The following is a 22,206-nucleotide window of genomic DNA, read 5'->3' as shown; positions in this document are numbered from 1 at the left end:
GCGGCGTCCCGCGAGGTGGGACAGGTGCCCTCGGCCGACCGGGCGACGGGTAGCGTGGGAGGCACCATGAACGCATCGCCCCTGGCCGCTGAGCCCCTCCCCGCCGCCCAGCACCGGACCGCGGACGAGCGCACCCTGCTCGTCAAGGTGTTCGGCAAGGACCGTCCCGGCATCACTGCCGGCCTCTTCGCGACGCTGGCCGGCTTCGGCGTCGACGTCATCGACATCGAGCAGGTCGTGACCCGTGGCCGCATCACCCTGTGCGCCCTGGTCACCCCGCCCTCGGCCCCCGGCGCCGAGGGCGGTCTGCGGGCCACCGTCCACCGCTGGGCCGACGAGCAGAAGCTCCAGGCCGAGATCCTCTCCGGCATCGGCGACAACCGGCCCCGCCGTGAGGGCCGTTCCCACGTCACGGTGCTCGGCCATCCGCTGACCGCCGCCGCGGTCTCCGCGCTGACCTCCCGGATCACGGCGGCGGGCGGCAACATCGACCGGGTCTTCCGACTCGCCAAGTACCCGGTGACGGCGGTCGAACTGGCCGTCTCCGGTGTGGCCACCGACGAGCTGCGGGCCGAGCTGGCCCAGGAGGCGGCCACCCAGCGGGTGGACGTCGCGGTGGTGGCGGCCGGTCTGGAGCGCCGGGCCAAGCGCCTGGTGGTCATGGACGTCGACTCCACGCTCATCCAGGACGAGGTGATCGAGCTGTTCGCCGCCCACGCGGGCTGCGAGGAGCGGGTCGCCGAGGTGACGGCGGCGGCGATGCGCGGCGAGCTGGACTTCGCCGAGTCGCTGCGGGCCCGGGTGGCGCTGCTCGCCGGGCTGGACGCCTCGGTGACGGAGAAGGTGCGGGCGGAGGTCCGCTTCACGCCGGGTGCGCGCACCCTGATCCGTACGCTGCAACGCCTCGGTTTCCAGGTCGCGGTGGTGTCCGGCGGGTTCACCCAGGTCACCGACCACCTGGTGGAGCAGCTGGGGCTGGACTTCGCGGCCGCCAACACCCTGGAGGTGGTGGACGGCAGGTTCACCGGCCGGGTGGTCGGCGAGATCGTGGACCGCGCGGGCAAGGCCCGCTGGCTGGCCCGCTTCGCCGAGCAGGCGAAGGTGCCGCTGGAGCAGACGGTGGCGATCGGCGACGGCGCCAACGACCTGGACATGCTGAACGCGGCCGGGCTCGGGGTGGCGTTCAACGCCAAGCCGGTGGTGCGCGAGGCCGCCGACACCGCGGTGAACGTGCCGTTCCTGGACACCGTGCTGTACCTGCTGGGCATCACCCGTGAGGAGGTCGAGGCGGCCGACGTGCTGCACGGCACCCCCACCGAGTGACGGACCTCCCGCCGGGGCCCGCCCGAGGAGGGCCCCGGACGCGGGCGAGGGGCGCGCGGACGGATCCGCGCGCCCCTCGCCCGTGCTCCGGGTCAGTCCTGCGGCGTGTGGTACGAGACCAGCTGGGCCACCCCGGGCTCGACGCCCTTCCACGAGCCGCTGAAGCTGAGCACCGCGATCGCCGCCGTCGGGAAGCCGCCGAGGCGCAGCCGCTCCAGCGCGTCCCGGTCGCCCGCGTCCCCCGCCAGCACCTGGGTCAGCCCCAGCACACCCGGGTTGTGGCCGACCAGCACCACGTCCGAGAACTCCTCCGGGGTCTCCTGGAGCACGGCGATGATCTCACCGGGGCTGGCCTCGTAGATCCGGTCCTCGTACACGGTCCTGCGGGCCCGCTTGGGCAGCTCGTGCGCGGCCAGCTTCCACGTCTCGCGGGTGCGCAGGGCGGTGGAGCAGAGCACGTAGTCGGGGTTGATGCCGGAGTCGACCAGCCAGCGGCCGGCGTCCGGGGCCTGGTGGCGGCCCCGGTCGGCCAGCGGCCGCTCGTGGTCGTCGACGCCGTCCGGCCAGTCGGCCTTGGCATGGCGGAGAACGATGATCCTGCGGGGCGTGTCGGCGCTCATACCCAGCAAGCTTGGCAGAAAAGCCGCCCGGGGGCGCGATGCTCCCGGGCGCTGCCACTCCCAGGGGTGGCGGGTGCCGTCACGCTCCGTCCACCGGGGGCGGCGGGCGGCGGACGGTCGGCCGTCAGCCCATCGAGGTGGCGACAGAGGCGATGACCGCCACCAGCACCACGATGGCGGCGAAGGCGAGGGCGATACGGCCGAGTTGCTTGCGGCCGTCGGTCGGATTGGGGTCGAGAACGGGCATGTCGGGAATTCTCCCATCCCGAACGCGCCCGCCTCGGGGTGGCCCCGCCGTCTTGGCCGGGGCTTGACCTTCTCCGCCTTGGCGCCGGCCTCCCGCCGGGGCGCTTCGGCCCCCGCGCGCAGGCCCGCGGGCGTGCGCGCGGACCGCCGGCCGCCGTGTCGGGGTCAGGCCCCGGCCGACTGCTCCGCCGGGTGGACGGCCGGGTGGACGGCCTCGTCCTCGATGTACCGGGGCCGCGCGGCCCGCAGCCCGAACAGCATCTGCGGCACCAGCAGCAGCGCGAGGAAGCCCAGCGGCCAGTACCACTCGCCGGTGATCTGGTAGATCGGGCCGATCAGGACCAGGCCCACGACGGACATCAGGTACCCGACGCCCTGCGCGAAGACGGACAGCTGCGCCACCCCGCCCGCGGTCCGGGCCCGGAGCCCGATCATGGTCAGCACCAGCGGGAACGCGCAGTTGGACAGGCCCACCAGGGCCGACCAGACCCACGGCGCCCCGGCCGGGGCCAGCGCCAGACCGGCGTACCCGGCGATGCCGCAGCAGGCCAGCACCACGACGAACAGCCGCTGGTCGCCGCGGCGGGCGGCCAGGCTGGGCAGCACGAAGGAGACCGGCACGCCGATCACCATGGTGACCGCGAGCAGCGCCCCGGAGGTGCCCTTGTCGACACCGGCGTCCTGGAAGATCTTCGGCAGCCAGCCCATCACCACGTACGCGCCGGTGGCCTGGAGGCCGAAGAAGCAGGCCAGGGCCCAGGCCGTACGGCTGCGGGTGATCGGCAGCCTGGCCGGGGTGGCGGCGGCGGCCGCCGCCCGTCCGCCGCGCTCGCGCTTGGCGATCAGCAGCGGCAGCCAGAGCACCAGGGCGAGCGCGCCCAGGCCGGCCCAGACGCCGAGGCCGGGGCGCCAGTCGCCGCCGAGCGCGTCGGTCAACGGCACGCTGACCAGCGCGGCCAGGGCGGTGCCGGCGGACAGCGCCATCGAGTACAGGCCGATCATCGGCCCGACCTTCTCCGGGAAGTACCGCTTGATGACCACCGGCAGCAGCACGTTGGAGACCGCCACGCCGGCCAGCGCGAGCGCGGTCAGCAGCAGGAACACCGCGGTGCCGCCGGCGAAGGAGCGGGCCAGCACGCCCGCGGTGATGGCGGCCATGCCCGCGGTGACCACCGCGATCGGGCCGAACCGGCGGGCCGCCACCGGGGCGGCGAAGCCGAACAGCGCGAAGCACAGCGACGGTACGGCGGTGAGCAGCCCGGCGAGGGTCGGGTTCATCCCGAGGTCGGCGCGGACCTGGTCGAGCAGCGGTCCGAGGCTGGTGACCACGGGGCGCAGGTTGAAGGCGGCGGCGGCGATCGCGACGGCGAACAGCCAGGCCAGGTACCTGGCGGGGCGGGCCGGGTTCGAGGGGGCGGAAGGGGCGGGGACGGCGGGCCGCTCGGTCTGCGGCCGGGCCCCGTTCCGCGCGGAAGCGGTGGTCTCTGCTGCGGGCATGTGGGCCATCATAGAATGATGGGATGAATTGACGCACCTCGGAATTGGCATGATGTGCCGACCGTTCATCCACCGGCCACCTTCCACCCAGGCCCCACCCGAGCCGCACTCGCTAGGAGTCCCCGTGGCGCTGTCCTCGCCGAGGCGCACCCCGCTGTCCGACCAGGTGATCGCCCAGCTGCGCGCCCAGATCACGTCCGGGGAGTGGGCGGTCGGTTCGCGCATCCCCACCGAGGCCGCCCTGGTCGAGCAGCTCGGCGTCGCCCGCAACACCGTCCGCGAGGCCGTCCGCGCGCTCGCGCACAACGGCCTGCTCGACATCCGCCAGGGCTCCGGCACCTACGTGCTGGCCACCAGCGAGCTGGCCGGGGTGATGCACCGCCGCTTCGCCGACGCCGACCAGGCGCAGGTCGCCGAGCTGCGGGCCGCCCTGGAGACCTCGGCGGCAGGCCTGGCCGCCCACCGCCGCACCGCCCGTGACCTGGAGCTGCTGGACGGCGCCCTGGCCCGCCGTGAGGCCGCCTGGCACTCCGGCGACGCCGAGGACTTCGTCCAGGCCGACGCCGCCTTCCACCAGGCCGTGGTGGCCGCCGCCCACAACGACGTCCTGCTCGCCGTCTACGCCGACCTCGGCGAGGTCACCCGCGCGCACCTGCGGCACGACGTCGGCCCCGAACTGATCGCCGAGCGCTACATCGGCCACGACACCATCCTGGACGCCATCCGGGCGGGCGACGCCCAGCGCGCCTCGGTCGAGGCCGGCCGTGCCATCGGAGCCTGCGCCACCGCCGAGGCGTGAACGCCGAGGGCCCCGGGCACGCGGACGCGAACCACCGGGGGCTTCCGCAGAACGCCGCTGCCCGGCACCCCACGAGGGGGCGCCGGGCAGCGGCGTACGGGCGGAGCGTCAGGCGCCGACGGCGTGCAGGCCACCGTCGACGTGGATGATCTCGCCGGTGGTCTTCGGGAACCAGTCCGACAGCAGCGCGACGACGCCGCGGCCGGTCGGCTCCGGGTCGCTCAGGTCCCACTTGAGCGGGGAGCGGTGGTTCCAGGTGTCGGCGAGGTCGCCGAAGCCCGGGATGGACTTGGCGGCCATCGAGCCGAGCGGGCCCGCCGAGATCAGGTTGCAGCGGATGTCCCGCTCGCCCAGGTAGCGCGCCAGGTAGCGGTTGGTCGACTCCAGGGCCGCCTTGGCCGGGCCCATCCAGTCGTACTGCGGCCAGGCGAACTGCGCGTCGAAGGTCAGGCCGACGACCGAGCCGCCGTCCTGCATCAGCGGCAGCAGCGCCATCGTCAGCGACTTCAGCGAGTACGCGGACACGTGCATGGCGGTGGCCACGGACTCCCACGGGGTGTCCAGGAAGTTGCCGCCCAGGGCGTCCTGCGGGGCGAAGCCGATCGAGTGGACGATGCCGTCCAGGGTCGGCAGGTGCTCGCGGACCTGGTCGGCGATGCCCGCCAGGTCCTCCGGGCTGGAGACGTCCAGCGACAGCACCTTGACCGGCTTCGGCAGCTTCTTGGCGATGCGCTCGGTCAGGCTCGGGCGCGGGAAGGCGGTGAGGATGATCTCCGCACCCTGCTCCTGGGCGAGCCTGGCGGTGTGGAAGGCGATGGAGGACTCCATCAGCACACCGGTGATCAGGATCCGCTTGCCTTCGAGGATTCCACTCATGATCAGTGACCCATGCCCAATCCGCCGTCAACGGGAATGACGGCTCCGGTGATGTACGCGGCCTCGTCCGACCCGAGGAACCGCACGGTGGAGGCGACCTCGGCGGGCGCCGCGTAGCGGCCCAGCGGCACGCCCGCGACGATCTCCGCGCGGCGCTCGTCACCGAGCACGGCGGTCATGTCGGTGTCGACGAAGCCGGGAGCGACCACGTTGACGGTGATGTTGCGCGGGCCGAGCTCACGCGCCAGCGAACGGGCGAAGCCCACCAGGCCGGCCTTGGAGGCGGCGTAGTTCGCCTGCCCCGGCGAGCCGGACAGGCCCACCACGGACGAGATCAGGACGACGCGGCCCTTCCGGGCGCGCATCATCAGCTTGGAGGCGCGCTTGACCACGCGGAAGGTGCCGGTGAGGTTGGTGTCCAGGACGGAGGTGAAGTCCTCCTCCGACATGCGCAGCAGCAGGGTGTCGTTGGTGATGCCCGCGTTGGCGACCAGCACCTCGACCCCGCCGTGCTTCTGCTCGATCTCGGTGAAGGCGGCGTCGACCTGAGCGGCGTCCGTGACGTCACAGCGGACGGCGAGGACGTCGTACTTCGCCAGGGCCTCGGGCACCTCGCCCGAGCGGCTGGTGATGGCGACCTTGTCGCCCGCCTCTGCGAAGGCCTGGGCGATCGCGAGGCCGATGCCCCGGTTTCCTCCGGTGACGAGAACCGAGCGGCTCAACGATCCACCTCTCTCCGTGTGTGAGCACGTACGTCGGATTGCGTACGCAGTGTGACGCTATCGGGCGGCCGCCGATGGCGGCGCATCGGGCTCCCACAGCGCCACACCGAAGGAACTGTCGCAATCCGACAATCCGTACCCGCAGGTCCGGTCCGGTCCGGCGGGCACCGCCCCGGGCCCGGGCCACCACGCCGATCGGCGCTACTGTGCGGGAACAACACGGACGGGCGCACCCGTTGCCTCCGTGGTGCGGACCGGCCCGGACCGGCCGCACGGACCCCCGACCATCCCGGCGAGCGACGAAGGCAGAGCGGATGACCAAGGCACGGCCCGGGAGCACCCCCGGACGCGGACGACAGCTGGCCCTCACCGCCCTGGCGGCCGGCCTGGGTGCGGCCGCCTGGGCGCTGCGCGACCTGCCGGCGGCGTTCGGGCGGCGGCCGGACGGCGAGCGCGAGGAGCGGGTGCGCAACTCCCCGCAGTACCGCGACGGCGTCTTCCACAACGCTCCCTCCACGCTCGCCCGCACCGGCGGGGCCCCCGGCTTCGACGGCGCCACCGCCCGCCGGATGCTCTTCGAGCGCGAGGGCCGCGTCCCCGCCCACCCGGTGCCGACCGTCCGCCCCGCCACCCCGCCCGGGCCGGCCGCCGAAGGCCTGGAGATCACCTGGTACGGGCACGCCTCCGCGCTGGTGGAGATCCAGGGCTTCCGGGTGCTGCTCGACCCGATCTGGAGCGACCGCTGCTCCCCCTCCGCGCACGTCGGCCCCAAGCGGCTGCACCCCGTGCCGGTCGAGCTGGAGGAACTGCCGCCGGTCGACGCGGTGCTGATCTCGCACGACCACTACGACCACCTGGACATGGCGACGGTCAAGCGCCTGGTCCGCAGCCAGTCCGCGCCGTTCGCCGTCCCGCTCGGCATCGGCGCCCACCTGCGCCGCTGGGGCGTCCCCGAGCACCGGATCATCGAGCTGGACTGGGACGAGACCTGCAACCTGGGCGAGCTGGTGCTCACCCTGACCGCCGCGCACCACTTCTCCGGCCGCGGCCTGACCCGCAACACCACCCTGTGGGGCTCCTGGGTGATCGCCGGCCCGGACCGCAGGGTCTTCTACACCGGCGACTCCGGCTACTTCGAGGGCTACGCCCGGATCGGCGAGCAGCACGGGCCGTTCGACGCGGCACTGATCCAGATCGGCGCCTACGACGCGGCCTGGGCGGACATCCACATGACCCCCGAGGACGCCGTCCTCGCACACCGGGACCTGACCGCCGACCTGCTGGTGCCCGTCCACTGGTGCACCTTCAACCTGGGCCTGCACCGGTGGGCCGAGCCGGTCGAGCGGCTGGTGAAGGAGGCGAAGGAGAACGCCGTCCCGCTGGCCGTGCCGCGCCCCGGTGAGCGGGTGGACGTCGACAACCCGCCGGAGCTCGACGGCTGGTGGGAGTCCGTCGGCTGACGGGCCGCCCGCCGGCGGCAGCGGCGACGGCAGCGCGGACGGCATCCGCACCGCACCTGCGCGGGCGTGGCCGAAACCGCAGCGCGCCGGTCGAAATGCGCTGGCCGGAAACCCGGTGGACGGGAAATGATGCGGTGCGGGCACCCCTGTGGCGCCCGCACCGCCACCCTCCGCGACCTGGGAGCCCGATTGCCTCCGATCCCTCCGGCCGACCGCGCCGGCGCCGCGCACGGGCGCGCCGTCGACCCGCTGTTCCTGGCCCTGCCGCTGCGTACCCTCGCCGACGCCGCCCTCGCCCGGGCCCGCGAACTCGGCGCGAGCCACGCCGACTTCCGTCTGGAGCGGATCCGCAGCGCCGCCTGGCGGCTGCGCGACGCCCGTCCGGCCGGCACGTCCGACAGCGTGCAACTGGGCTTCGCCGTCCGGGTCCTGCTGGACGGCGCCTGGGGCTTCGCCGCGGGCGTCGACCTGACCACCGACGCCGCGGCCCGGGTCGCCGAGCAGGCCGTCGCGGTGGCCCGCCTCTCGGGCGGGATCAGCCGGGCGGCCGGCTCCACCGAGCGGGTCGAGCTGGCCGACGAGCCGGTCCACCGGGACGTCACCTGGGTGTCCGCGTACGAGATCAACCCGTTCGAGGTGCCGGACGCCGACAAGACCGCGCTGCTCGCCGAGCGGAGCTCCCGGCTGCTGGCCGCCGACGGCGTCTCGCACGTCCAGGCGTCCCTGCTGACCGTCCAGGAGAACAAGTTCTACGCGGACACCGCGGGCACGGTGACCACCCAGCAGCGGATCCGGCTGCACTCGGAGCTGGAGGCCACCTCCGTCGACGGGCGCACCGGCGCGTTCGACTCGATGCGTACCCTGGCGCCGCCGGTCGGCCGCGGCTTCGAGTACCTCACCGGCAGCGGCGCCGGCCCCGGCGACGGCACCGGCGACGGCCGCTGGGACTGGGACGCCGAGCTCGCCGAGCTGCCCGTCCTGCTGGCCGAGAAGATGAAGGCCCCGAGCGTCCGGCCCGGCCGCTACGACCTGGTCATCGACCCGTCCAACCTCTGGCTGACCATCCACGAGTCGATCGGCCACGCCACCGAGCTGGACCGCGCGCTCGGCTACGAGGCCGCCTACGCCGGCACCTCCTTCGCCACCTTCGACCGGCTCGGCACCCTGGAGTACGGCTCCGGCCTGATGCACGTCACCGGCGACCGCACCGCCGAGCACGGCCTGTCCACCATCGGCTTCGACGACGAGGGCGTCGCCACCCAGTCCTGGGACCTGATCCGGGACGGCATCCTGGTCGGCTACCAACTGGACCGCGGCATGGCCAGGTTGAAGGGGTTCGAGCGCTCCAACGGCTGCGCCTTCGCGGACTCCCCCGCGCACGTCCCGGTGCAGCGGATGGCCAACGTCTCGCTGCAGCCGGCCGCCGACGGCCCGGACACCGCGGGCCTGTTCGCCCAGGTCGAGGACGGCCTCTACATCGTCGGCGACCGCTCCTGGTCGATCGACATGCAGCGCTACAACTTCCAGTTCACCGGCCAGCGGGCCTACGCCATCAAGAACGGCGAACTCGCGGGCCAGGTCAAGGACTTCGCCTACCAGGCCACCACCACCGACTTCTGGGGCTCGATGGCGGCGGTCGGCGGCCCGCAGACCTACGTCCTCGGTGGCGCCTTCACCTGCGGCAAGGCGCAGCCCGGCCAGATCGCGGCGGTCAGCCACGGCTGCCCGTCGGCACTGTTCCGGAACGTCAACGTGCTCAACACCCAGCAGGAGGCGGGTCACTGATGACCGCGATGCAGCCCCACCAACTCGTCGAGCTGGCGCTCGGCCTCTCCCGCGCCGACGGCTGCGTGGTGATCGCCGACGAGGAGTCCACCACCAACCTGCGCTGGGCCGCCAACGCCCTGACCACCAACGGCGTCACCCGCGGCCGCCGGCTGACCGTGATCGCCACCGTGGCCGGCGCCGAGGGCACCGCCTCCGGCGTGGTCTCCCGCGAGGCCGTCACCCCGGAGGAGGTCGAGGACCTGGTGCGGGCCGCCGAGGAGGCCGCCCGCGCGGCCGGCCCGGCCGAGGACGCCCAGCCCCTGGTCGCCGACCAGCCGTCGTCCCCGCACTTCACCGAGCCGCCCGCGCAGACCTCGATCGAGGTGTTCGAGGCCTTCGGCCCGGCCCTCGGCGAGGCCTTCGCCCGCGCCGCCGCGCAGGGCGAGCTGCTGTACGGCTTCGCCCGGCACGAGCTCACCACCAGTTACCTGGGCAGCTCCACCGGCCTGCGGCTGCGCCACGACCAGCCCACCGGCATGGTCGAGATCAACGCCAAGACGGCCGACCTGTCCGGTTCCGCCTGGGTCGGCGCCGCCACCCGGGACTTCACCGACATCGACGTCCCGGCCCTGCACACCGAGCTGACCAGGCGCCTCGGCTGGGGCGCCCGCACGGTGGACCTGCCGGCCGGCCGCTACGAGACGCTGCTGCCGCCCTCGGCCGTCGCCGACCTGCTGATCTACCTCAACTGGTCCTGCGGCGGCCGGGACGCCCAGGAGGGCCGGACGGTCTTCTCCAAGCCCGGCGGCGGCACCCGGATCGGCGACAAGCTCAGCGGCCTGCCGTTGACGCTGCGCTCCGACCCGCACGAGCCCGGCCTGGAGGCAGCGCCGTTCGTGCTCGCGCACTCCACCGGCGGCGACGTCTCGGTCTTCGACAACGGCGAGCCGATCGCCGCCACCGAGTGGATCCGCGAGGGCGTGCTGAACGACCTGGTCACCAGCCGCCACGCGGCCGCCCTCACCGGCCTGCCGCTGCGCCCGGCCATCGACAACCTGGTGCTGGAGACGGCCGACCAGGAGTCGGCGCCGACGTTGGACGAGATGATCGCCCGCACCGGGCGCGGCCTGCTGCTCACCTGCCTCTGGTACATCCGCGAGGTGGACCCGGCGACGATGCTGCTCACCGGCCTCACCCGGGACGGCGTCTACCTGGTGGAGAACGGCGAGGTCGTCGGCGCCGTCAACAACTTCCGGTTCAACGAGTCCCCGGTGGACCTGCTCGACCGGATCACCGAGGTGGGCCGCACCGAACGCTGCCTGCCCCGCGAGTGGAGCGACTACTTCACCCGCACCGCGATGCCACCCGTGCGTGTCGCGGACTTCAACATGAGTTCGGTCAGCCAGGCCTCTTAGCCGCTGGCCGTCGGGGGGATACGAGAGACATGATGGACGAGAAGCGGCTGGTCAGGTCGAGCAGGATGCTGTCGCGCATCCTGCGGCACGAGCCCGGCCTGGTGGGGGTCACCCTCGACGGGGCCGGCTGGGTCCGGATCGACGAACTGCTCGCCGCGCTCGCCGCGAAGGGCAGGCCGCTCAGCCGGGCCGAGTTGGACCGCGTCGTCGCGGAGAACAACAAGCGCCGCTTCGGCTACTCGCCGGACGGTCTCTCGATCCGCGCGAACCAGGGGCACACGGTGGCGGTCGACCTCGGCGTGGCCGCCGCCGTGCCGCCCCACGTGCTCTACCACGGCACCGCCGACCGGCACCTGGCGGCGATCTTCCGCGAGGGCCTGCGCCCGATGTCCCGCCGGGACGTCCACCTCTCGGCGGACACCGAGACCGCGACCGGGGTCGGCGCCCGGCACGGCCGCCCGGTGGTGCTGACCGTGAACGCGGCCGCGATGACGGCGGCCGGCCACGAGTTCCGGCTCAGCGAGAACGGCGTCTGGCTCACCGACGCCGTGCCCCCGCAGTACCTCTCCCGGCGCTCGTAGCCCGCCGCCCGCGACCCGGCACCCGCGAAGGGCCTGTCCGGCGGAGCCCCGGGGCCCGGGGCTCCGCCGGACAGGCCCTTCGCGCACCCGACCGGGTGGGTCCGGCCCACCCGGTCTCGTCGCCGCGACCGCCCGGGCGTACCGTGAGGAGGCCGCGCGGCCAGGCGCGCGGGAGCGGGACGAGGGCGGTAGGCACATGGGCAAGAGCGCGGGCGACGGGCAGGTCTTCCGGATCACGGGGGCGCGCAGCAGCCTCACCGAGGACGTCCGGGGGCGCCAGCGCCGCTACGTCATCTCGATGCTGCTCCGCACCGTCTGCGTGCTGCTGGCGGTGGTGCTGTGGGACGTCCAGCGGTGGCTGGCGTTCGTGGCGCTGGCGGGCGCGGTCCTCCTGCCGTACTTCGCGGTGCTGGTCGCCAACGCGGGCCGGGAGCGCGCGCCGGGCCTGCCGAGCACCTTCGACATCCCGCTGGACACCCCGCTGATGCTGGGCCCCGGCGGGACCGGTGGGAACGGTGGGGCCCGCGCGACCGCCGGTACAGGAGAGGCAAAGACCGCTGCCACCGATCCTTCACAGGACGTGGACTGACGGTCCGTTTCACCCCGCTTCACCCCCGGGCGGCTCGACGAAAGCTCAAAAGAACCTCAGATTAATCATGCAAGACCTCCCCATCCGAGGGTCTTGGCGTGACATACTGCGTACGCGCTCCGCATCCCCCGTCGGAGCGACGGACCGACGCCGGGCAGCTCCCCCCGTGGCTGCCCGGCGTCGCCGTGCCCGGAGCCCGGCGCTCCGACCGCGCGTGACAGACTGGCGGTGCAGACTTCCCGCCTATCGCTGAGGACGGCCCGATGGACACCCCGCAGACGCCGATCTGCTCCGCCAAGGGCTGCCGGGCCGACGCGGGCTGGGTGCTGGTGTGGAACAACCCCAAGCTGCACACCCCGGACCGCCGCAAGACCTGGCTCGCCTGCGACGAGCACCGCGAGCACCTGTCCGGGTTCCTCGGCGTGCGCGGCTTCCTCAAGGAGGTCGTCGCCTTCGCCGACTGGACCCCCGAGGCTTCGGGGTCCTCCGGCCCCTCCGGGGAGCCGGTCTAACCGCCGATCGCGGACATCGGCCGGTCGGGCTGCAGGAACTCCGGGTCGTCGATCCCCGCCCCGGCCTTCTTGCCCCACATCGCCGCCCGCCACAGCGCGGCCAGCTCCGCGTCGTCCGCCCCCGAGCGCAGCGCCGTGCGCAGGTCCGTCTCCCCGGTCGCGAACAGGCAGTTGCGCACCTGTCCGTCGGCGGTCAGCCGGGTCCGGTCGCAGGCCCGGCAGAACGGCCGGGTGACCGAGGCGATCACGCCCACCCGGCCCGGGCCGCCGTCCACCAGCCAGCGTTCGGCGGGCGCCGCGCCCCTGCGGGCGGACGGCTCCGGGGTGAGCGTGAAGCGGGCGCGGAGCAGGTCGAGGATCTCCGTCGCGGTGACCATCGACTCGCGGTCCCAGCCGTGCTGGGCGTCCAGCGGCATCTGCTCGATGAAGCGCAGCTCGTAGCCCCGCTCCAGGCACCAGCCGAGCAGGTCGGCCGCCTCGTGGTCGTTGACCCCGCGCATCAGCACCGTGTTCAGCTTCACCGGCGCCAGGCCGGCGGCCTCGGCGGCGGCCAGGCCGTCCAGGACGTCCTGGTGGCGGTGGCGGCGGGTGAGGGTGTGGAACACCTCGGGGTCGAGGGTGTCCAGCGAGACGTTGACCCGGTCGAGGCCGGCCTCGCGCAGCGCGGTCGCGGTACGGGCCAGCCCGATGCCGTTGGTGGTCAGCGAGAGCTCGGGGCGCGGCTCCAGCTCCGAGCAGGCGGCCACGACGGAGACCAGCCCGGGGCGCAGCAGCGGCTCGCCCCCGGTGAACCGGACCTCGCGGACGCCCAGGTCGCGCACGGCGACCGTGACCAGCCGGATGATCTCCTCGTCGGTGAGCAGGTCCGGCTTGGCGAGCCACTGCAGGCCCTCCTCCGGCATGCAGTAGGTGCAGCGGAGGTTGCAGCGGTCGGTGAGGGAGACCCTCAGGTCGACGGCCTGTCGTCCGAAGGTGTCGAGCAGCACGTGCGTCCTTCCCCGAAATGCGGCCGGCCCGGCCACCGTCGAGGCGGGCCGGGCCAGCATAGTCATCGCGGGACGATCAATGGGCGCCCAGTCCGGTCAGCGAGCGGACCTCCAGTTCAGCGTACTTCGCTTCGTCCGGTCGTTCCCTGGACAGCAGGGTGCCGATCCAGCCGGCCAGGAAGCCGATCGGGATGGAGACCAGGCCGGGGTTCTCCAGGGGGAACCAGTGGAAGTCCAGGTCCGGGAAGAGCGAGGTCTTCGCGCCGGACAGCACCGGGGAGAAGGCCACCAGCACCACGGAGGAGACCAGGCCGGCGTAGACCGAGCTGACGGCGCCGGCGGTGGTGAAGCGCTTCCAGAACAGGGAGTAGAGCAGGGTCGGCAGGTTCGCCGAGGCGGCCACCGCGAAGGCCAGCGCGACCAGGGCGGCGGTGCTGAGCTTGCCCGCGTACAGGCTGAGGACGATGGAGACCGCGCCGATCACCACCGCGGCCCACTTCGCCGACCGCACCTCCTCCTTCTCGCTCGCCTTGCCGCGACGGATCACGTTGGCGTACAGGTCGTGCGCGAAGGAGGCCGAGGAGGCGAGGGTGAGCCCGGCGACAACGGCGAGGATGGTGGCGAAGGCGACGGCCGAGATCACTGCGAGCATGATCGCGCCGCCGGTGGTGCCCGCGCCGCCGCCGAGCACTTCGGCGAGCTGCGGCGCGGCGGTGTTGCCGGCCGCGTTGGCCGCCTTGATCTCCTTGGAGCCGACCAGGGCCGCCGCTCCGAAGCCGAGCGCCAGGGTCATCAGGTAGAAGACGCCGATGATGCCGATCGCCCAGAGCACCGACTTCCGGGCGGCCTTGGCGGTGGGCACGGTGTAGAAGCGGACCAGGATGTGCGGGAGGCCCGCGGTGCCGAGCACCAGCGCGACGCCGAGGCTGATGAAGTCGAGCTTGGTGGTGTCGCTGGCGCCGTACTTCAGGCCGGGTTCGAGGAAGGCCGCGCCCTTGCCGCTGGCGTTCGCGGCCGCGCCGAGCAGTTCGGAGGGGTTGAAGTGGTACTTGGCCAGCACCATGACGGTCATCAGCGCGGCGCCGGCGATCAGCATGACCGCCTTGATGATCTGCACCCAGGTGGTGCCCTTCATTCCCCCTATCACCACGTAGATGATCATCAGTGCGCCGACCGCGAGGATGGTCCAGCGCTTGGCGCCCTCCCCGGTGACCCCGAGCAGCAGGGCCACCAGCGTCCCGGCGCCGACCATCTGCGCGAGCAGGTAGAAGATCGACACCACGATGGTGGAGAAGCCCGCGGCGGTGCGCACCGGGCGCTGGCGCATCCGGAACGCGAGCACGTCCGCCATGGTGAAGCGGCCGGAGTTGCGCAGCGGTTCGGCGATCAGCAGCAGCGCGACCAGCCAGGCGACCAGGAAGCCGATCGAGTAGAGGAAGCCGTCGTACCCGGTGAGGGCGATGGTGCCGGCGATGCCGAGGAAGGAGGCGGCGGACATGTAGTCGCCCGAGATGGCCAGGCCGTTCTGGAATCCGGTGAAGCCCCGGCCGCCGGCGTAGAAGTCGGCGGCGCTCCTGTTCTGCCGGCCGGCCCAGACGGTGATGCCGAGGGTGGCCAGGACGAAGATCCCGAACAGGGTCATCGTCAGGCCGCGGTGCTCGGTGGCGGAGCTGGCGAGCAGGGTCATTCGGCGGACTCCCGGGGGGCGTGGACGACGGCACCGTGCGCCTCGCGGATCGCGGTCGCGACCGGGTCGATCCGCCGGTCCGCGTAGCGGGCGTACCAGGCGGCGATGAGGAAGGTGGTGGCGAACTGCAGCAGCCCGAGCACCAGCGCCACGTTGACGTGGCCGACGACCTTTGCGCGCATCAGACCCGGGGCGTAGCACGAGAGCAGCACGTAGAGCAGGTACCAGAGCACGAAGCCGATGGTGACCGGAAAGGCGAAGCTCCGGAACGAGCGCCGCAGAGTACGGAACTCCTCACTGTCGTCGATGAGTTGGACTTCCGTGGGGGCGGTGGCAATCGGCGGCGAATCCACTCTGTCTCCTCAGTCCTTCGGCATGGCGGTCGCACGCTGGAAACGATCAGACGTGAGGGGCGTCACATTCCCCGTGCGCGCCGCGCAATGCTAGGAGCGTCACGCCCGCCCCGAAAGGGGTTGACGGCGATCAGACGGCCGTTCACCCTCCCGCACCACCCATTTGGCCGAAAAACACCCCTCGCGCCACTTCCGGGCACCCCCGCCCCACGCAAGAGGGGTGACACCGCACGGCGGTGCCACCCCTCTTGACGATCCGTCAGAACGCGATGCGGACCTTCAGCGCCGAACGGTCGTCCATCGCCCGGTAGCCGTCCGGCACGCCGTCCAGCTCGACCGTGCGGTCGAAGACCAGGCCCGGCTCGATGGCTCCCGAGAGCACGTCCGGCAGGAGCTCGGGGATGTACGCCCGGGCCGGCGCGACGCCGCCGTTGAGCGAAACGTTCCGGCCGAACATCTGGCCGATGTCCACGCCCGCGCTGCCGCCGTGCGGCACCCCGACGTACCCGACCGCGCCGCCGTCCCGGGTGATCGAGACGGCCGTGCGCATCGACTCCTCGGTGCCGACCGCCTCCAGCACCGCGTGCGCGCCCTGGCCGCCGGTCAGCTCCTTGACCGCCTCCACCGCGGCCTCCCCGCGCTCGGCCACCACGTCCGTCGCGCCGAAGCGCCGGGCCAGCTCGGTACGGGCCTCGTGCCGCCCCATCGCGATGATCCGGCCCGCGCCCAGCCGGTGCGCCGCCAGCACCCCGCACAGGCCCACCGCGCCGTCGCCGACCACCGCGACCGTCGCGCCGGGCCGCACCCGCGCCGAGACCGCCGCGTGGTGCCCGGTCGACATCACGTCGGACAGCGCCAGCAGGCCGGGCAGCAGCTTCTCGTCGCCCGCGGCCTCCTTCGGCAGCTTCACCAGCGTCCCGTCCGCGAACGGCACTCGCACCGCCTCGCCCTGGCCGCCGTCCGAGCCGACCTGCCCCCAGAAGCCGCCGTGCGGGCAGGAGGTGTGCAGGCCCTCGCGACAGAAGTCACACGTCCCGTCCGACCAGACGAACGGCGCCACGACCAGGTCGCCCTTCGCGAAGCCGCGCACCTCGGCGCCGGCCTCCTCGACCACGCCCAGGAACTCGTGCCCGATCCGCTGCCCGGCCACCCGCTGCGCCACCCCGCGGTAGGCCCACAGGTCGCTGCCGCAGATGCAGGCGTTCAGGACCCGGACCACCACGTCCGTCGGTTGCCGGATCACCGGGTCCGGTACCTCTTCGATCCGGATGTCGTTGGGGCCGTGGATCACGGTGGCTCGCATGCGCTGTTCCTCACAGGAGAACGGTCTCGACCAGGTGTACGACACCCCCGCTGACCACTCTATTCCGGCCGGTCGGTCGGAACCCTTCCGACCGGAGCCGCTCCTGCCGCCCCTTATCCTGTTGGACCATGCAACCGATCCAGCCCGAGACGTACGGTGCGCCGCGGACCCTCCCGGTCCCCGCCCAGCGCTCCGCCGCCCCCGCCGAGGGCTTCGCGGTCGTCGACGTCGAGACCACCGGTCTCGGTCGCTCCGACCGGGTCATCTCGGCGGGCGTCTACCAGCTGGACCCCGACGGCGAGATCACCGACCACTGGTACACCCTGGTGAACCCCGAGCGGGATCCGGGCCCGGTCTGGATCCACGGCCTCACCGCCGAGTTGCTCGCCACCGCCCCGACCTTCCCGCAGATCGCCGACGAACTCGCCGACCGGCTGCGCGGCCGGGTCCTGGTCGCGCACAACGCGCTCTTCGACTGGAACATGATCTCCCGCGAGTTCTCCCGGGCCGGCCTGCGCGCCCCCGTCGAGCAGCGGCTGTGCACCATGGTCCTCTCCCGCGACCTGCGCCTGCCGCTGCCCAACGGCAAGCTGGCCTCGCTCGCCGCCCACTTCGGCGTCCAGCAGCGCCACGCCCACAACGCCCTGGACGACGCCCGGGTGCTCGCCGAGGCCTTCCGCCCCAGCCTGCACCTCGCCCGCCTGGGCGGGATCCCGCTGCCGCTGCAGAACTGCGTCGCGGTCGCCGACCTCGGCGAGGACGAGCCCGCCGTCCCCGCCCGCGCCTCCTGGACCGGCGCCAACTACCGCCAGGCCAGGAAGCGCCCGCCGTGCCCGTACCCCAACCCGGGGCGCTGGGAGGACGGCAAGCCGCTGGTCCAGGGCATGCGGGTGGCGTTCACCGGCGACACCTCCACCGACCGCGAACTCCTGGAGGACCGCGCCGTCGAGGCCGGCCTGCACATCGCCACCTCGGTGAGCCGCCTCACCAGCCTGCTGGTCACCAACGAACCGGACAGCTGGAGCGGCAAGGCCCGCAAGGCCCGCGAGGTCGGCACCCCGGTGGTCACCGAGGACGCCTTCCTCCAGCTCCTGCGCGAGGTCGCCCCGCACCCCGGTGCGTGAGCCCGCTGTGAGGTCGGCGTACCGTTCCCATGTGTACCGTTTTCTGCTGACCCGCCAGTGGCTGATCACCATGCTGATCGCGCTGCTGCTGATCCCCGTGACGATCAAGCTGGGCTTCTGGCAGCTGCACCGCCACGAGGCGCGGGTGGCCCGGAACGAGCTGATCGGCCAGGCCCTCACGGCAGCCCCGGTCCCGTTCGACACCCTGTCGCCGACGCCCGGCTTCGCCGTCCCCAAGGACCTCACCTGGCGCGCGGTGACCGCCACCGGCCAGTACGATCCGGCGCACGAGTTCGTGGTCCGCAAGCGGACCGACTCCAGCGGGACGATCGGCTACTTCGTCGTCACCCCGCTGAAGCTCTCCGACGGCAAGGGCACCGTCCTGGTCAACCGCGGCTGGGTCGCCTCCGGCGACGGCGCCACCCAGTACCCGCCGGTCCCCGCCGCGCCGACGGGCGAGGTCACCCTCACCGGCCGCCTGCGCGCCGAGGAGACCTACGGCGCCAGCGGCATCAAGGACCGCACCGGCCTGCCCGACCGCCAGTTCAACCTGATCAACACCGCCGAGCAGGCCAAGGAGACCGGCGCCCCCCTCCTCGGCGGCTACCTCGAACTCGCCGGCACCACCCCCGCCCCGGCCGACCAGCCCGAGCTGATCCCCGAGCCCAACCACTCCGACATCGGGCCGCACATGGCCTACGCCGTCCAGTGGTGGCTGTTCGCCGCGATGATCCCGGTCGGCGTCTGGATCCTCGCCCGCCGCGAGGCCAAGGACCGCGCCGAGAAGGCCGCCGAAGCCGAGGCCGGCGCCGAACCCGTCCCCGTCTAGATCACCCCCGCCTGGAGAACGCCCGCCTACAGCACGTCCTCCAGCTCCCGCAGCAACCGCGCCTTCGCCCGCGCCCCCACCACCGACCGCACCGGCCGGCCGTCCCGGAACACCATCAGCGTCGGCATCGACAGCACCCCGTACGCCGCCTGCGCCTGCGGATTGCGGTCCACGTCCACGCTCACCACGCGCAGCCGGTGCGCTTCCTCCCGGGCGATGTCCGCCAGCACCGGCGCCATCATCCGGCACGGCGGGCACCAGTCCGCCGTGAAGTCGACCAGCACGGGCCCCTCCGCCGCCAGCACCTCCGCGGCGAACGTCTCGTCCGTCACCGCCGGCACACCCGCGATCTCCACCATCGTCTACTCCTTCGTCAGTTCGCACCGTGGTGGCTGCTCGGCGGTCGCGAGTTCGTCCCGCGCCCGCACCGCCCGCTCGAACTGGCCCGACACCTGCGCCCGGACGGCCTGCAGCCGGGTGATGCAGTCGTCCAGTTCCGCGAGCTTGCGCTCGTACACCTCCAGCGAGGCCGGGCAGGAGTCCCCCTCCGGGTGCCCGGCCCGCAGGCACTCCACGAACGGGCGGGTCTCCTCCAGTTCGAAGCCGAAGTCCTGCAGCATCCGGATCTCCCGCAGCATCCGCAGGTCCGCCTCGTCGTACGCCCGGTACCCGTTGCCCGCCCGCCGGGCCGGCAGCAGTCCCAACTGCTCGTAGTACCGCAGCGCCCGCGTGGTCGTCCCCGCCCGCTCCGCCAGTTCGCCGATCCGCATCCCGGACCACTCCTCCCGTGCAGCCGGTACCGACCGTAGACCTTCCCCCCGACGTCAAGGCCAGCCCCCGGCGCTCTCGCCCCGCCCCACCCGGCACTATGTTCCCCATGGATCTCGGACTGAAAGACCAGGCCTACATCGTCACCGGCGCCACCCGGGGCCTCGGCCTCGCCGCCGCCCGCGAACTCGCCGCCGACGGCGCCCGCGTCCTCGTCAGCGGCCGCACCCAGGAGGGCGTCGACGCCGCCGTCGCCGAACTCGACACCCTCGGCACCGCCCGGGGCCTCGTCGCCGACAACGCCGACCCCGACACCCCCGAGCGCCTCGTCACCGAGGCCCGGCAGCGTTTCGGCCGTCTCGACGGCATCCTGATCAGTGTCGGCGGCCCCCAGGCCGGCCCCGTCGGAAGCACCCCCGAGGAGGCCTGGCGCGACGCCTTCGAATCCGTCTTCCTCGGCGCCCTCCGACTCGCCCGTGCCACCGCCTCCGTGCTCTCCGAGGGCGGCGTGATCGGCTTCGTGCTGTCCAGCTCGGTCCGCCAGCCGATCCCCGGCCTCGGCATCTCCAACGGTCTGCGGCCGGGCCTGGCGATGGCCGCCAAGGCGCTCGCCGACGAACTCGGCCCCCGCGGCATCCGGGTCGTCGGCCTGCTGCCCGCCCGGATCGACACCGACCGGGTCCGCGAGCTCGACTCCCTCGCCCCCGACCCGGCGGCCGCCCGCGCCCGGGCCGCCGCCGACATCCCGCTCGGCCGGTACGGCACCCCCGAGGAGTTCGGCAAGGTCGCCGCCTTCCTGCTCTCCCCCGCGGCCTCCTACCTGACCGGCGTCATGGTCCCCGTCGACGGCGGCGCCCTGCGCACCCTCTGACCTCCGCCCGTCCTCCTGCTCCCGCTACTCCACCCTGGGCTGTCCCCGCCGGAGCCGCCGCTGTCGCGGCTCGGCGGGGGCCGCCTGGAGCACCCGGATCCGCAGGTCCGCGGGCAGGTCCGGCAGCCCCAGGCTGCCGATCGCGTCCGCCCGGGGCCCGTCCTCGAAGTGCGCCACCAGCGCCGCCGGATCCCCGCCCGGCGTCAACCGCACCGCCCCGCGCAACCGTGGCTGCCCCGGCGCCCGTACCAGTCGCACCCCGGCCCGCTCGACCTCCGGCAGCACCGCCGTGCCGATCTCCAGCGCCTCCTCCAACGCCCGTGCACCGACCCGCAGTCGCAGCCCGCTCACGCCCGGCGTCGGCACCGTGACGACCGACAGCCCGGTGCGCCGCACCTGCGCCACCAGCCACCACGCCGCCCCCGCCACCAGTACGGCCAGGCCGCCGATCACCGTCGGCCACCACCACGCCGACGACACCCACCGCGACCGCGACCGCGTGCTCACCACCGGCTGGTCCGGGGAGGTGAGCGGCCACCAGTCCGGCGGATGCACGCCCACCCGGCGGTACAGGTCCAGGCCGCCCGCCAGCACCAGCACCCCGACCCCCAGCAGCACCAGCCCGACCGCCCCCAGCAACACCCGGTTGACGACCGCCCGCCTCACCCCGCCACTCCCGCCCCCGGCCCGGCACTCCGCTCGATCCCGGCTCCCGCGCTCCCGCCCGCCCGGCGGCCGCGCACCGTCCGCACGTCCAGCCGCAGCGGCCGGGCCAGCCCCACCCGTTCCAGTTCGTCCCGCAGCTGCCGCTGCACCACCGCCGGGTCCGCCGGACCGGCCAGCGCCACCCGGACCCGCCGCCGTCCGACCCGGATCCGCAGGTGGTCGATCCCGTCGAGTCCGGCCGCCCGGTCCGTCAGCAGGTGCCCGATCCCGGCGCGGTCGATGGCCGCGCTGGTCCCCCCGTACGGCCGCAGCACCAGCCAGCGCCGCAGCCCGGGCGCGATCGCCAGCCACAGCAGCCGGCCGCCCAGCAGCGTCGCCGCTCCGGCGCCGACCAGCACCCACAGGTCGTCGAGGTGCCGGGTGGCCAGTTCGTCCACGATCTGCGCCCGCCACCGCCGTACCGGCTGCCCGACCCGTACCGCGATCACGTCGTACAGCAGCGACCCGGCCACCACCAGCACGCCGGTCGCCACCACCGCCGCAGCCGCCGTCCTGGGCGCCCGCAGCCTGGGCGGCCGCCCCGGCGCGGTTCCGGTCCCGGCGGCCTCGTCGACGATCTCCGCGCTCACGCGGCTCCCCCCGGCACCAGCTTCTCGACCACCACCACCACGCCCGACACCTTCGTTCCGGTCAGCCCCACCACCTGCGCCGCGATCCGGTCCCGGACCGCCCGGGCCGTCGCCGCGACGTCGGACGGGAACGGCAGCTCGACCGCGACCCGGACCGTCACCGTGCTGCCCGGCACGGCCACCGAGACGTGCGGCGGCGCCCCCTTCGCCCGCCCGGCGGGCCAGGCCTCGACGATCGCCTCCCGGGCGGCCCGGGCGGCGATCCGGGCGTAGACCCGGTCGGCGACCCGCAGCCGCCCCCGGCGGCCCGGAGCGGGGACGGAGGCGGAGAGCGGCGCGGGGACGGGGGTCGCCATCAGCGGCGCCGGTCGCGGCCGCGCAGCAGGTCCCCGAGCTCGCCCAGTTCGATGTCGCCCTCCAGCAGGCGCCCGGCCACGAAGCCGACCAGCCCGAGCGCGGCCACCAGCAGGAACGCCGCGAACCCCCCGAAGTATCCGGCGAAGCCGAGGGCCATGCCCACCACCAGGCCGACGATGGCCAGGTTCATCCGCTACTCCCTCGTTCCGCGCTGCCTCGTCCTGTT

26 protein-coding genes are annotated in these 22,206 nt (G+C 73.6%); 11 read left to right on the top strand and 15 right to left on the bottom strand.

Features of this window, described 5'->3' with window-relative positions; translation table 11 throughout:
- Positions 1-66: 66 nt before the first annotated feature.
- Entirely contained in the window at positions 67-1,323 is a 1,257-nt protein-coding gene (serB, locus tag IF30_RS0124230; RefSeq protein WP_030242179.1) for a phosphoserine phosphatase SerB, read from the top strand.
- A 92-nt stretch (positions 1,324-1,415) separates the two neighbouring features.
- Here the strand turns inward: serB and IF30_RS0124225 are convergent, their stop codons facing one another.
- The 3 genes from IF30_RS0124225 to IF30_RS0124215 form a co-directional block, all read right to left on the bottom strand.
- Entirely contained in the window at positions 1,416-1,943 is a 528-nt protein-coding gene (locus IF30_RS0124225) for a SixA phosphatase family protein (protein WP_030242177.1), read from the bottom strand.
- A gap of 124 nt (positions 1,944-2,067) precedes the next feature.
- Entirely contained in the window at positions 2,068-2,190 is a 123-nt protein-coding gene (locus IF30_RS50290) for an SGM_5486 family transporter-associated protein (RefSeq protein WP_267883116.1), read from the bottom strand.
- A 164-nt stretch (positions 2,191-2,354) separates the two neighbouring features.
- Positions 2,355-3,686, bottom strand: coding sequence for a CynX/NimT family MFS transporter (locus tag IF30_RS0124215; RefSeq protein ID WP_078891637.1), 1,332 nt, complete (start codon positions 3,684-3,686; stop codon positions 2,355-2,357).
- A gap of 124 nt (positions 3,687-3,810) precedes the next feature.
- Between IF30_RS0124215 and IF30_RS0124210 the strand changes: the two genes are divergently transcribed.
- Positions 3,811-4,485, top strand: coding sequence for a FadR/GntR family transcriptional regulator (locus IF30_RS0124210; protein WP_030242173.1), 675 nt, complete (start codon positions 3,811-3,813; stop codon positions 4,483-4,485).
- Positions 4,486-4,593: 108 nt separating this feature from the next.
- On the opposite strand, the gene fabI is transcribed toward IF30_RS0124210, so the two are convergent.
- Positions 4,594-5,361, bottom strand: a complete 768-nt coding sequence (gene fabI, locus IF30_RS0124205; RefSeq protein ID WP_030242171.1) for an enoyl-ACP reductase FabI — start codon at positions 5,359-5,361, stop codon at positions 4,594-4,596.
- A gap of 2 nt (positions 5,362-5,363) precedes the next feature.
- Positions 5,364-6,083, bottom strand: coding sequence for a 3-oxoacyl-[acyl-carrier-protein] reductase (gene fabG, locus IF30_RS0124200; RefSeq protein ID WP_030242168.1), 720 nt, complete (start codon positions 6,081-6,083; stop codon positions 5,364-5,366).
- Positions 6,084-6,397: 314 nt separating this feature from the next.
- Between fabG and IF30_RS0124195 the strand changes: the two genes are divergently transcribed.
- The 6 genes from IF30_RS0124195 to IF30_RS0124170 all read left to right on the top strand — a co-directional run bounded on the left by IF30_RS0124195 (position 6,398) and on the right by IF30_RS0124170 (position 12,407).
- Positions 6,398-7,543 (top strand): MBL fold metallo-hydrolase, encoded by a 1,146-nt coding sequence (locus tag IF30_RS0124195; protein ID WP_030242166.1) that lies wholly within the window; start codon positions 6,398-6,400, stop codon positions 7,541-7,543.
- Between the two features lie 189 nt (positions 7,544-7,732).
- Positions 7,733-9,328, top strand: coding sequence for a TldD/PmbA family protein (locus IF30_RS0124190; RefSeq protein ID WP_420791154.1), 1,596 nt, complete (start codon positions 7,733-7,735; stop codon positions 9,326-9,328).
- Positions 9,328-10,725, top strand: coding sequence for a metallopeptidase TldD-related protein (locus IF30_RS0124185; RefSeq protein ID WP_030242162.1), 1,398 nt, complete (start codon positions 9,328-9,330; stop codon positions 10,723-10,725). Before IF30_RS0124190 ends, IF30_RS0124185 begins: the two co-directional genes overlap by 1 nt.
- Before the next feature lie 32 nt (positions 10,726-10,757).
- A complete protein-coding gene (locus tag IF30_RS0124180) occupies positions 10,758-11,306 on the top strand; it encodes an RNA 2'-phosphotransferase (protein ID WP_030242159.1) in 549 nt (182 codons plus the stop codon).
- A 196-nt stretch (positions 11,307-11,502) separates the two neighbouring features.
- Entirely contained in the window at positions 11,503-11,895 is a 393-nt protein-coding gene (locus tag IF30_RS0124175) for a DUF3099 domain-containing protein (protein ID WP_051710984.1), read from the top strand.
- Between the two features lie 263 nt (positions 11,896-12,158).
- Positions 12,159-12,407 carry a hypothetical protein gene (locus tag IF30_RS0124170; protein WP_030242155.1) on the top strand — a complete coding sequence of 83 codons (249 nt, stop codon included), beginning with the start codon at positions 12,159-12,161 and terminating at the stop codon, positions 12,405-12,407.
- On the opposite strand, the gene moaA is transcribed toward IF30_RS0124170, so the two are convergent.
- The 4 genes from moaA to IF30_RS0124150 form a co-directional block, all read right to left on the bottom strand.
- Positions 12,404-13,393, bottom strand: a complete 990-nt coding sequence (gene moaA, locus IF30_RS0124165; protein WP_030242152.1) for a GTP 3',8-cyclase MoaA — start codon at positions 13,391-13,393, stop codon at positions 12,404-12,406. The two genes, IF30_RS0124170 and moaA, sit on opposite strands and share 4 nt — an antisense overlap.
- Positions 13,394-13,469: 76 nt before the next feature.
- Positions 13,470-15,080 carry a cation acetate symporter gene (locus IF30_RS0124160; RefSeq protein WP_030242150.1) on the bottom strand — a complete coding sequence of 537 codons (1,611 nt, stop codon included), beginning with the start codon at positions 15,078-15,080 and terminating at the stop codon, positions 13,470-13,472.
- On the bottom strand, positions 15,077-15,433 hold the full coding sequence (locus tag IF30_RS0124155; protein WP_051710982.1) for a DUF485 domain-containing protein: 357 nt from the start codon (positions 15,431-15,433) through the stop codon (positions 15,077-15,079). Before IF30_RS0124155 ends, IF30_RS0124160 begins: the two co-directional genes overlap by 4 nt.
- A 259-nt stretch (positions 15,434-15,692) precedes the next feature.
- Complete coding sequence (locus tag IF30_RS0124150; RefSeq protein WP_030242144.1) at positions 15,693-16,736, bottom strand: zinc-dependent alcohol dehydrogenase family protein; 1,044 nt, start codon at positions 16,734-16,736, stop codon at positions 15,693-15,695.
- A 128-nt stretch (positions 16,737-16,864) separates the two neighbouring features.
- Between IF30_RS0124150 and IF30_RS0124145 the strand changes: the two genes are divergently transcribed.
- On the top strand, positions 16,865-17,860 hold the full coding sequence (locus tag IF30_RS0124145; RefSeq protein WP_051710980.1) for a DEDDh family exonuclease: 996 nt from the start codon (positions 16,865-16,867) through the stop codon (positions 17,858-17,860).
- 31 nt (positions 17,861-17,891) lie between these two features.
- Positions 17,892-18,689 carry an SURF1 family protein gene (locus IF30_RS0124140; RefSeq protein WP_030242139.1) on the top strand — a complete coding sequence of 266 codons (798 nt, stop codon included), beginning with the start codon at positions 17,892-17,894 and terminating at the stop codon, positions 18,687-18,689.
- Between the two features lie 26 nt (positions 18,690-18,715).
- Here the strand turns inward: IF30_RS0124140 and trxA are convergent, their stop codons facing one another.
- Both trxA and IF30_RS0124130 read right to left on the bottom strand, forming a co-directional pair.
- Positions 18,716-19,048, bottom strand: coding sequence for a thioredoxin (gene trxA, locus IF30_RS0124135; protein WP_030242137.1), 333 nt, complete (start codon positions 19,046-19,048; stop codon positions 18,716-18,718).
- A gap of 3 nt (positions 19,049-19,051) precedes the next feature.
- Positions 19,052-19,459 carry a MerR family transcriptional regulator gene (locus IF30_RS0124130; RefSeq protein ID WP_030242135.1) on the bottom strand — a complete coding sequence of 136 codons (408 nt, stop codon included), beginning with the start codon at positions 19,457-19,459 and terminating at the stop codon, positions 19,052-19,054.
- 107 nt (positions 19,460-19,566) lie between these two features.
- Here IF30_RS0124130 and IF30_RS0124125 point away from each other — a divergent pair, with 107 nt between their 5' ends.
- Positions 19,567-20,328, top strand: coding sequence for an SDR family oxidoreductase (locus IF30_RS0124125; RefSeq protein ID WP_030242133.1), 762 nt, complete (start codon positions 19,567-19,569; stop codon positions 20,326-20,328).
- 24 nt (positions 20,329-20,352) lie between these two features.
- Here IF30_RS0124125 and IF30_RS41915 read toward each other — a convergent pair whose 3' ends face one another.
- The 4 genes from IF30_RS41915 to IF30_RS0124105 are packed head-to-tail and all read right to left on the bottom strand — an operon-like array spanning position 20,353 to position 22,170.
- Positions 20,353-20,994, bottom strand: coding sequence for a hypothetical protein (locus IF30_RS41915; RefSeq protein WP_051710978.1), 642 nt, complete (start codon positions 20,992-20,994; stop codon positions 20,353-20,355).
- Complete coding sequence (locus IF30_RS41910) at positions 20,991-21,623, bottom strand: DUF6286 domain-containing protein (protein WP_051710976.1); 633 nt, start codon at positions 21,621-21,623, stop codon at positions 20,991-20,993. The genes IF30_RS41915 and IF30_RS41910 overlap by 4 nt, the downstream gene beginning before the upstream one ends.
- Complete coding sequence (locus IF30_RS0124110; RefSeq protein WP_030242125.1) at positions 21,620-21,979, bottom strand: hypothetical protein; 360 nt, start codon at positions 21,977-21,979, stop codon at positions 21,620-21,622. Before IF30_RS0124110 ends, IF30_RS41910 begins: the two co-directional genes overlap by 4 nt.
- Positions 21,979-22,170, bottom strand: a complete 192-nt coding sequence (locus tag IF30_RS0124105) for a hypothetical protein (RefSeq protein WP_030242122.1) — start codon at positions 22,168-22,170, stop codon at positions 21,979-21,981. The genes IF30_RS0124110 and IF30_RS0124105 overlap by 1 nt, the downstream gene beginning before the upstream one ends.
- Positions 22,171-22,206 lie beyond the last annotated feature (36 nt).

The organism is Streptomyces sp. NRRL S-350, from assembly GCF_000719705.1.
GTDB lineage: Bacteria > Actinomycetota > Actinomycetes > Streptomycetales > Streptomycetaceae > Kitasatospora.
This window is presented reverse-complemented; position numbering and strand designations above follow the sequence as displayed.

What these genes read in the sequence shown, in the direction of transcription:
- IF30_RS0124110 (WP_030242125.1), bottom strand. Translation starts at nt 21,979, where the DNA reads ATGGCGACCCCCGTCCCCGCGCCGCTCTCCGCCTCCGTCCCCGCTCCG.
- IF30_RS0124170 (WP_030242155.1), top strand. Translation starts at nt 12,159, where the DNA reads ATGGACACCCCGCAGACGCCGATCTGCTCCGCCAAGGGCTGCCGGGCC.
- IF30_RS0124225 (WP_030242177.1), bottom strand. Translation starts at nt 1,943, where the DNA reads ATGAGCGCCGACACGCCCCGCAGGATCATCGTTCTCCGCCATGCCAAG.
- IF30_RS0124150 (WP_030242144.1), bottom strand. Translation starts at nt 16,736, where the DNA reads ATGCGAGCCACCGTGATCCACGGCCCCAACGACATCCGGATCGAAGAG.
- IF30_RS50290 (WP_267883116.1), bottom strand. Translation starts at nt 2,190, where the DNA reads ATGCCCGTTCTCGACCCCAATCCGACCGACGGCCGCAAGCAACTCGGC.
- IF30_RS0124160 (WP_030242150.1), bottom strand. Translation starts at nt 15,080, where the DNA reads ATGACCCTGCTCGCCAGCTCCGCCACCGAGCACCGCGGCCTGACGATG.
- IF30_RS0124180 (WP_030242159.1), top strand. Translation starts at nt 10,758, where the DNA reads ATGGACGAGAAGCGGCTGGTCAGGTCGAGCAGGATGCTGTCGCGCATC.
- fabI (WP_030242171.1), bottom strand. Translation starts at nt 5,361, where the DNA reads ATGAGTGGAATCCTCGAAGGCAAGCGGATCCTGATCACCGGTGTGCTG.
- IF30_RS0124175 (WP_051710984.1), top strand. Translation starts at nt 11,503, where the DNA reads ATGGGCAAGAGCGCGGGCGACGGGCAGGTCTTCCGGATCACGGGGGCG.
- IF30_RS0124215 (WP_078891637.1), bottom strand. Translation starts at nt 3,686, where the DNA reads ATGCCCGCAGCAGAGACCACCGCTTCCGCGCGGAACGGGGCCCGGCCG.
- IF30_RS0124185 (WP_030242162.1), top strand. Translation starts at nt 9,328, where the DNA reads ATGACCGCGATGCAGCCCCACCAACTCGTCGAGCTGGCGCTCGGCCTC.
- IF30_RS0124125 (WP_030242133.1), top strand. Translation starts at nt 19,567, where the DNA reads ATGGATCTCGGACTGAAAGACCAGGCCTACATCGTCACCGGCGCCACC.
- serB (WP_030242179.1), top strand. Translation starts at nt 67, where the DNA reads ATGAACGCATCGCCCCTGGCCGCTGAGCCCCTCCCCGCCGCCCAGCAC.
- IF30_RS0124105 (WP_030242122.1), bottom strand. Translation starts at nt 22,170, where the DNA reads ATGAACCTGGCCATCGTCGGCCTGGTGGTGGGCATGGCCCTCGGCTTC.
- IF30_RS0124145 (WP_051710980.1), top strand. Translation starts at nt 16,865, where the DNA reads ATGCAACCGATCCAGCCCGAGACGTACGGTGCGCCGCGGACCCTCCCG.
- trxA (WP_030242137.1), bottom strand. Translation starts at nt 19,048, where the DNA reads ATGGTGGAGATCGCGGGTGTGCCGGCGGTGACGGACGAGACGTTCGCC.
- IF30_RS0124130 (WP_030242135.1), bottom strand. Translation starts at nt 19,459, where the DNA reads ATGCGGATCGGCGAACTGGCGGAGCGGGCGGGGACGACCACGCGGGCG.
- IF30_RS0124195 (WP_030242166.1), top strand. Translation starts at nt 6,398, where the DNA reads ATGACCAAGGCACGGCCCGGGAGCACCCCCGGACGCGGACGACAGCTG.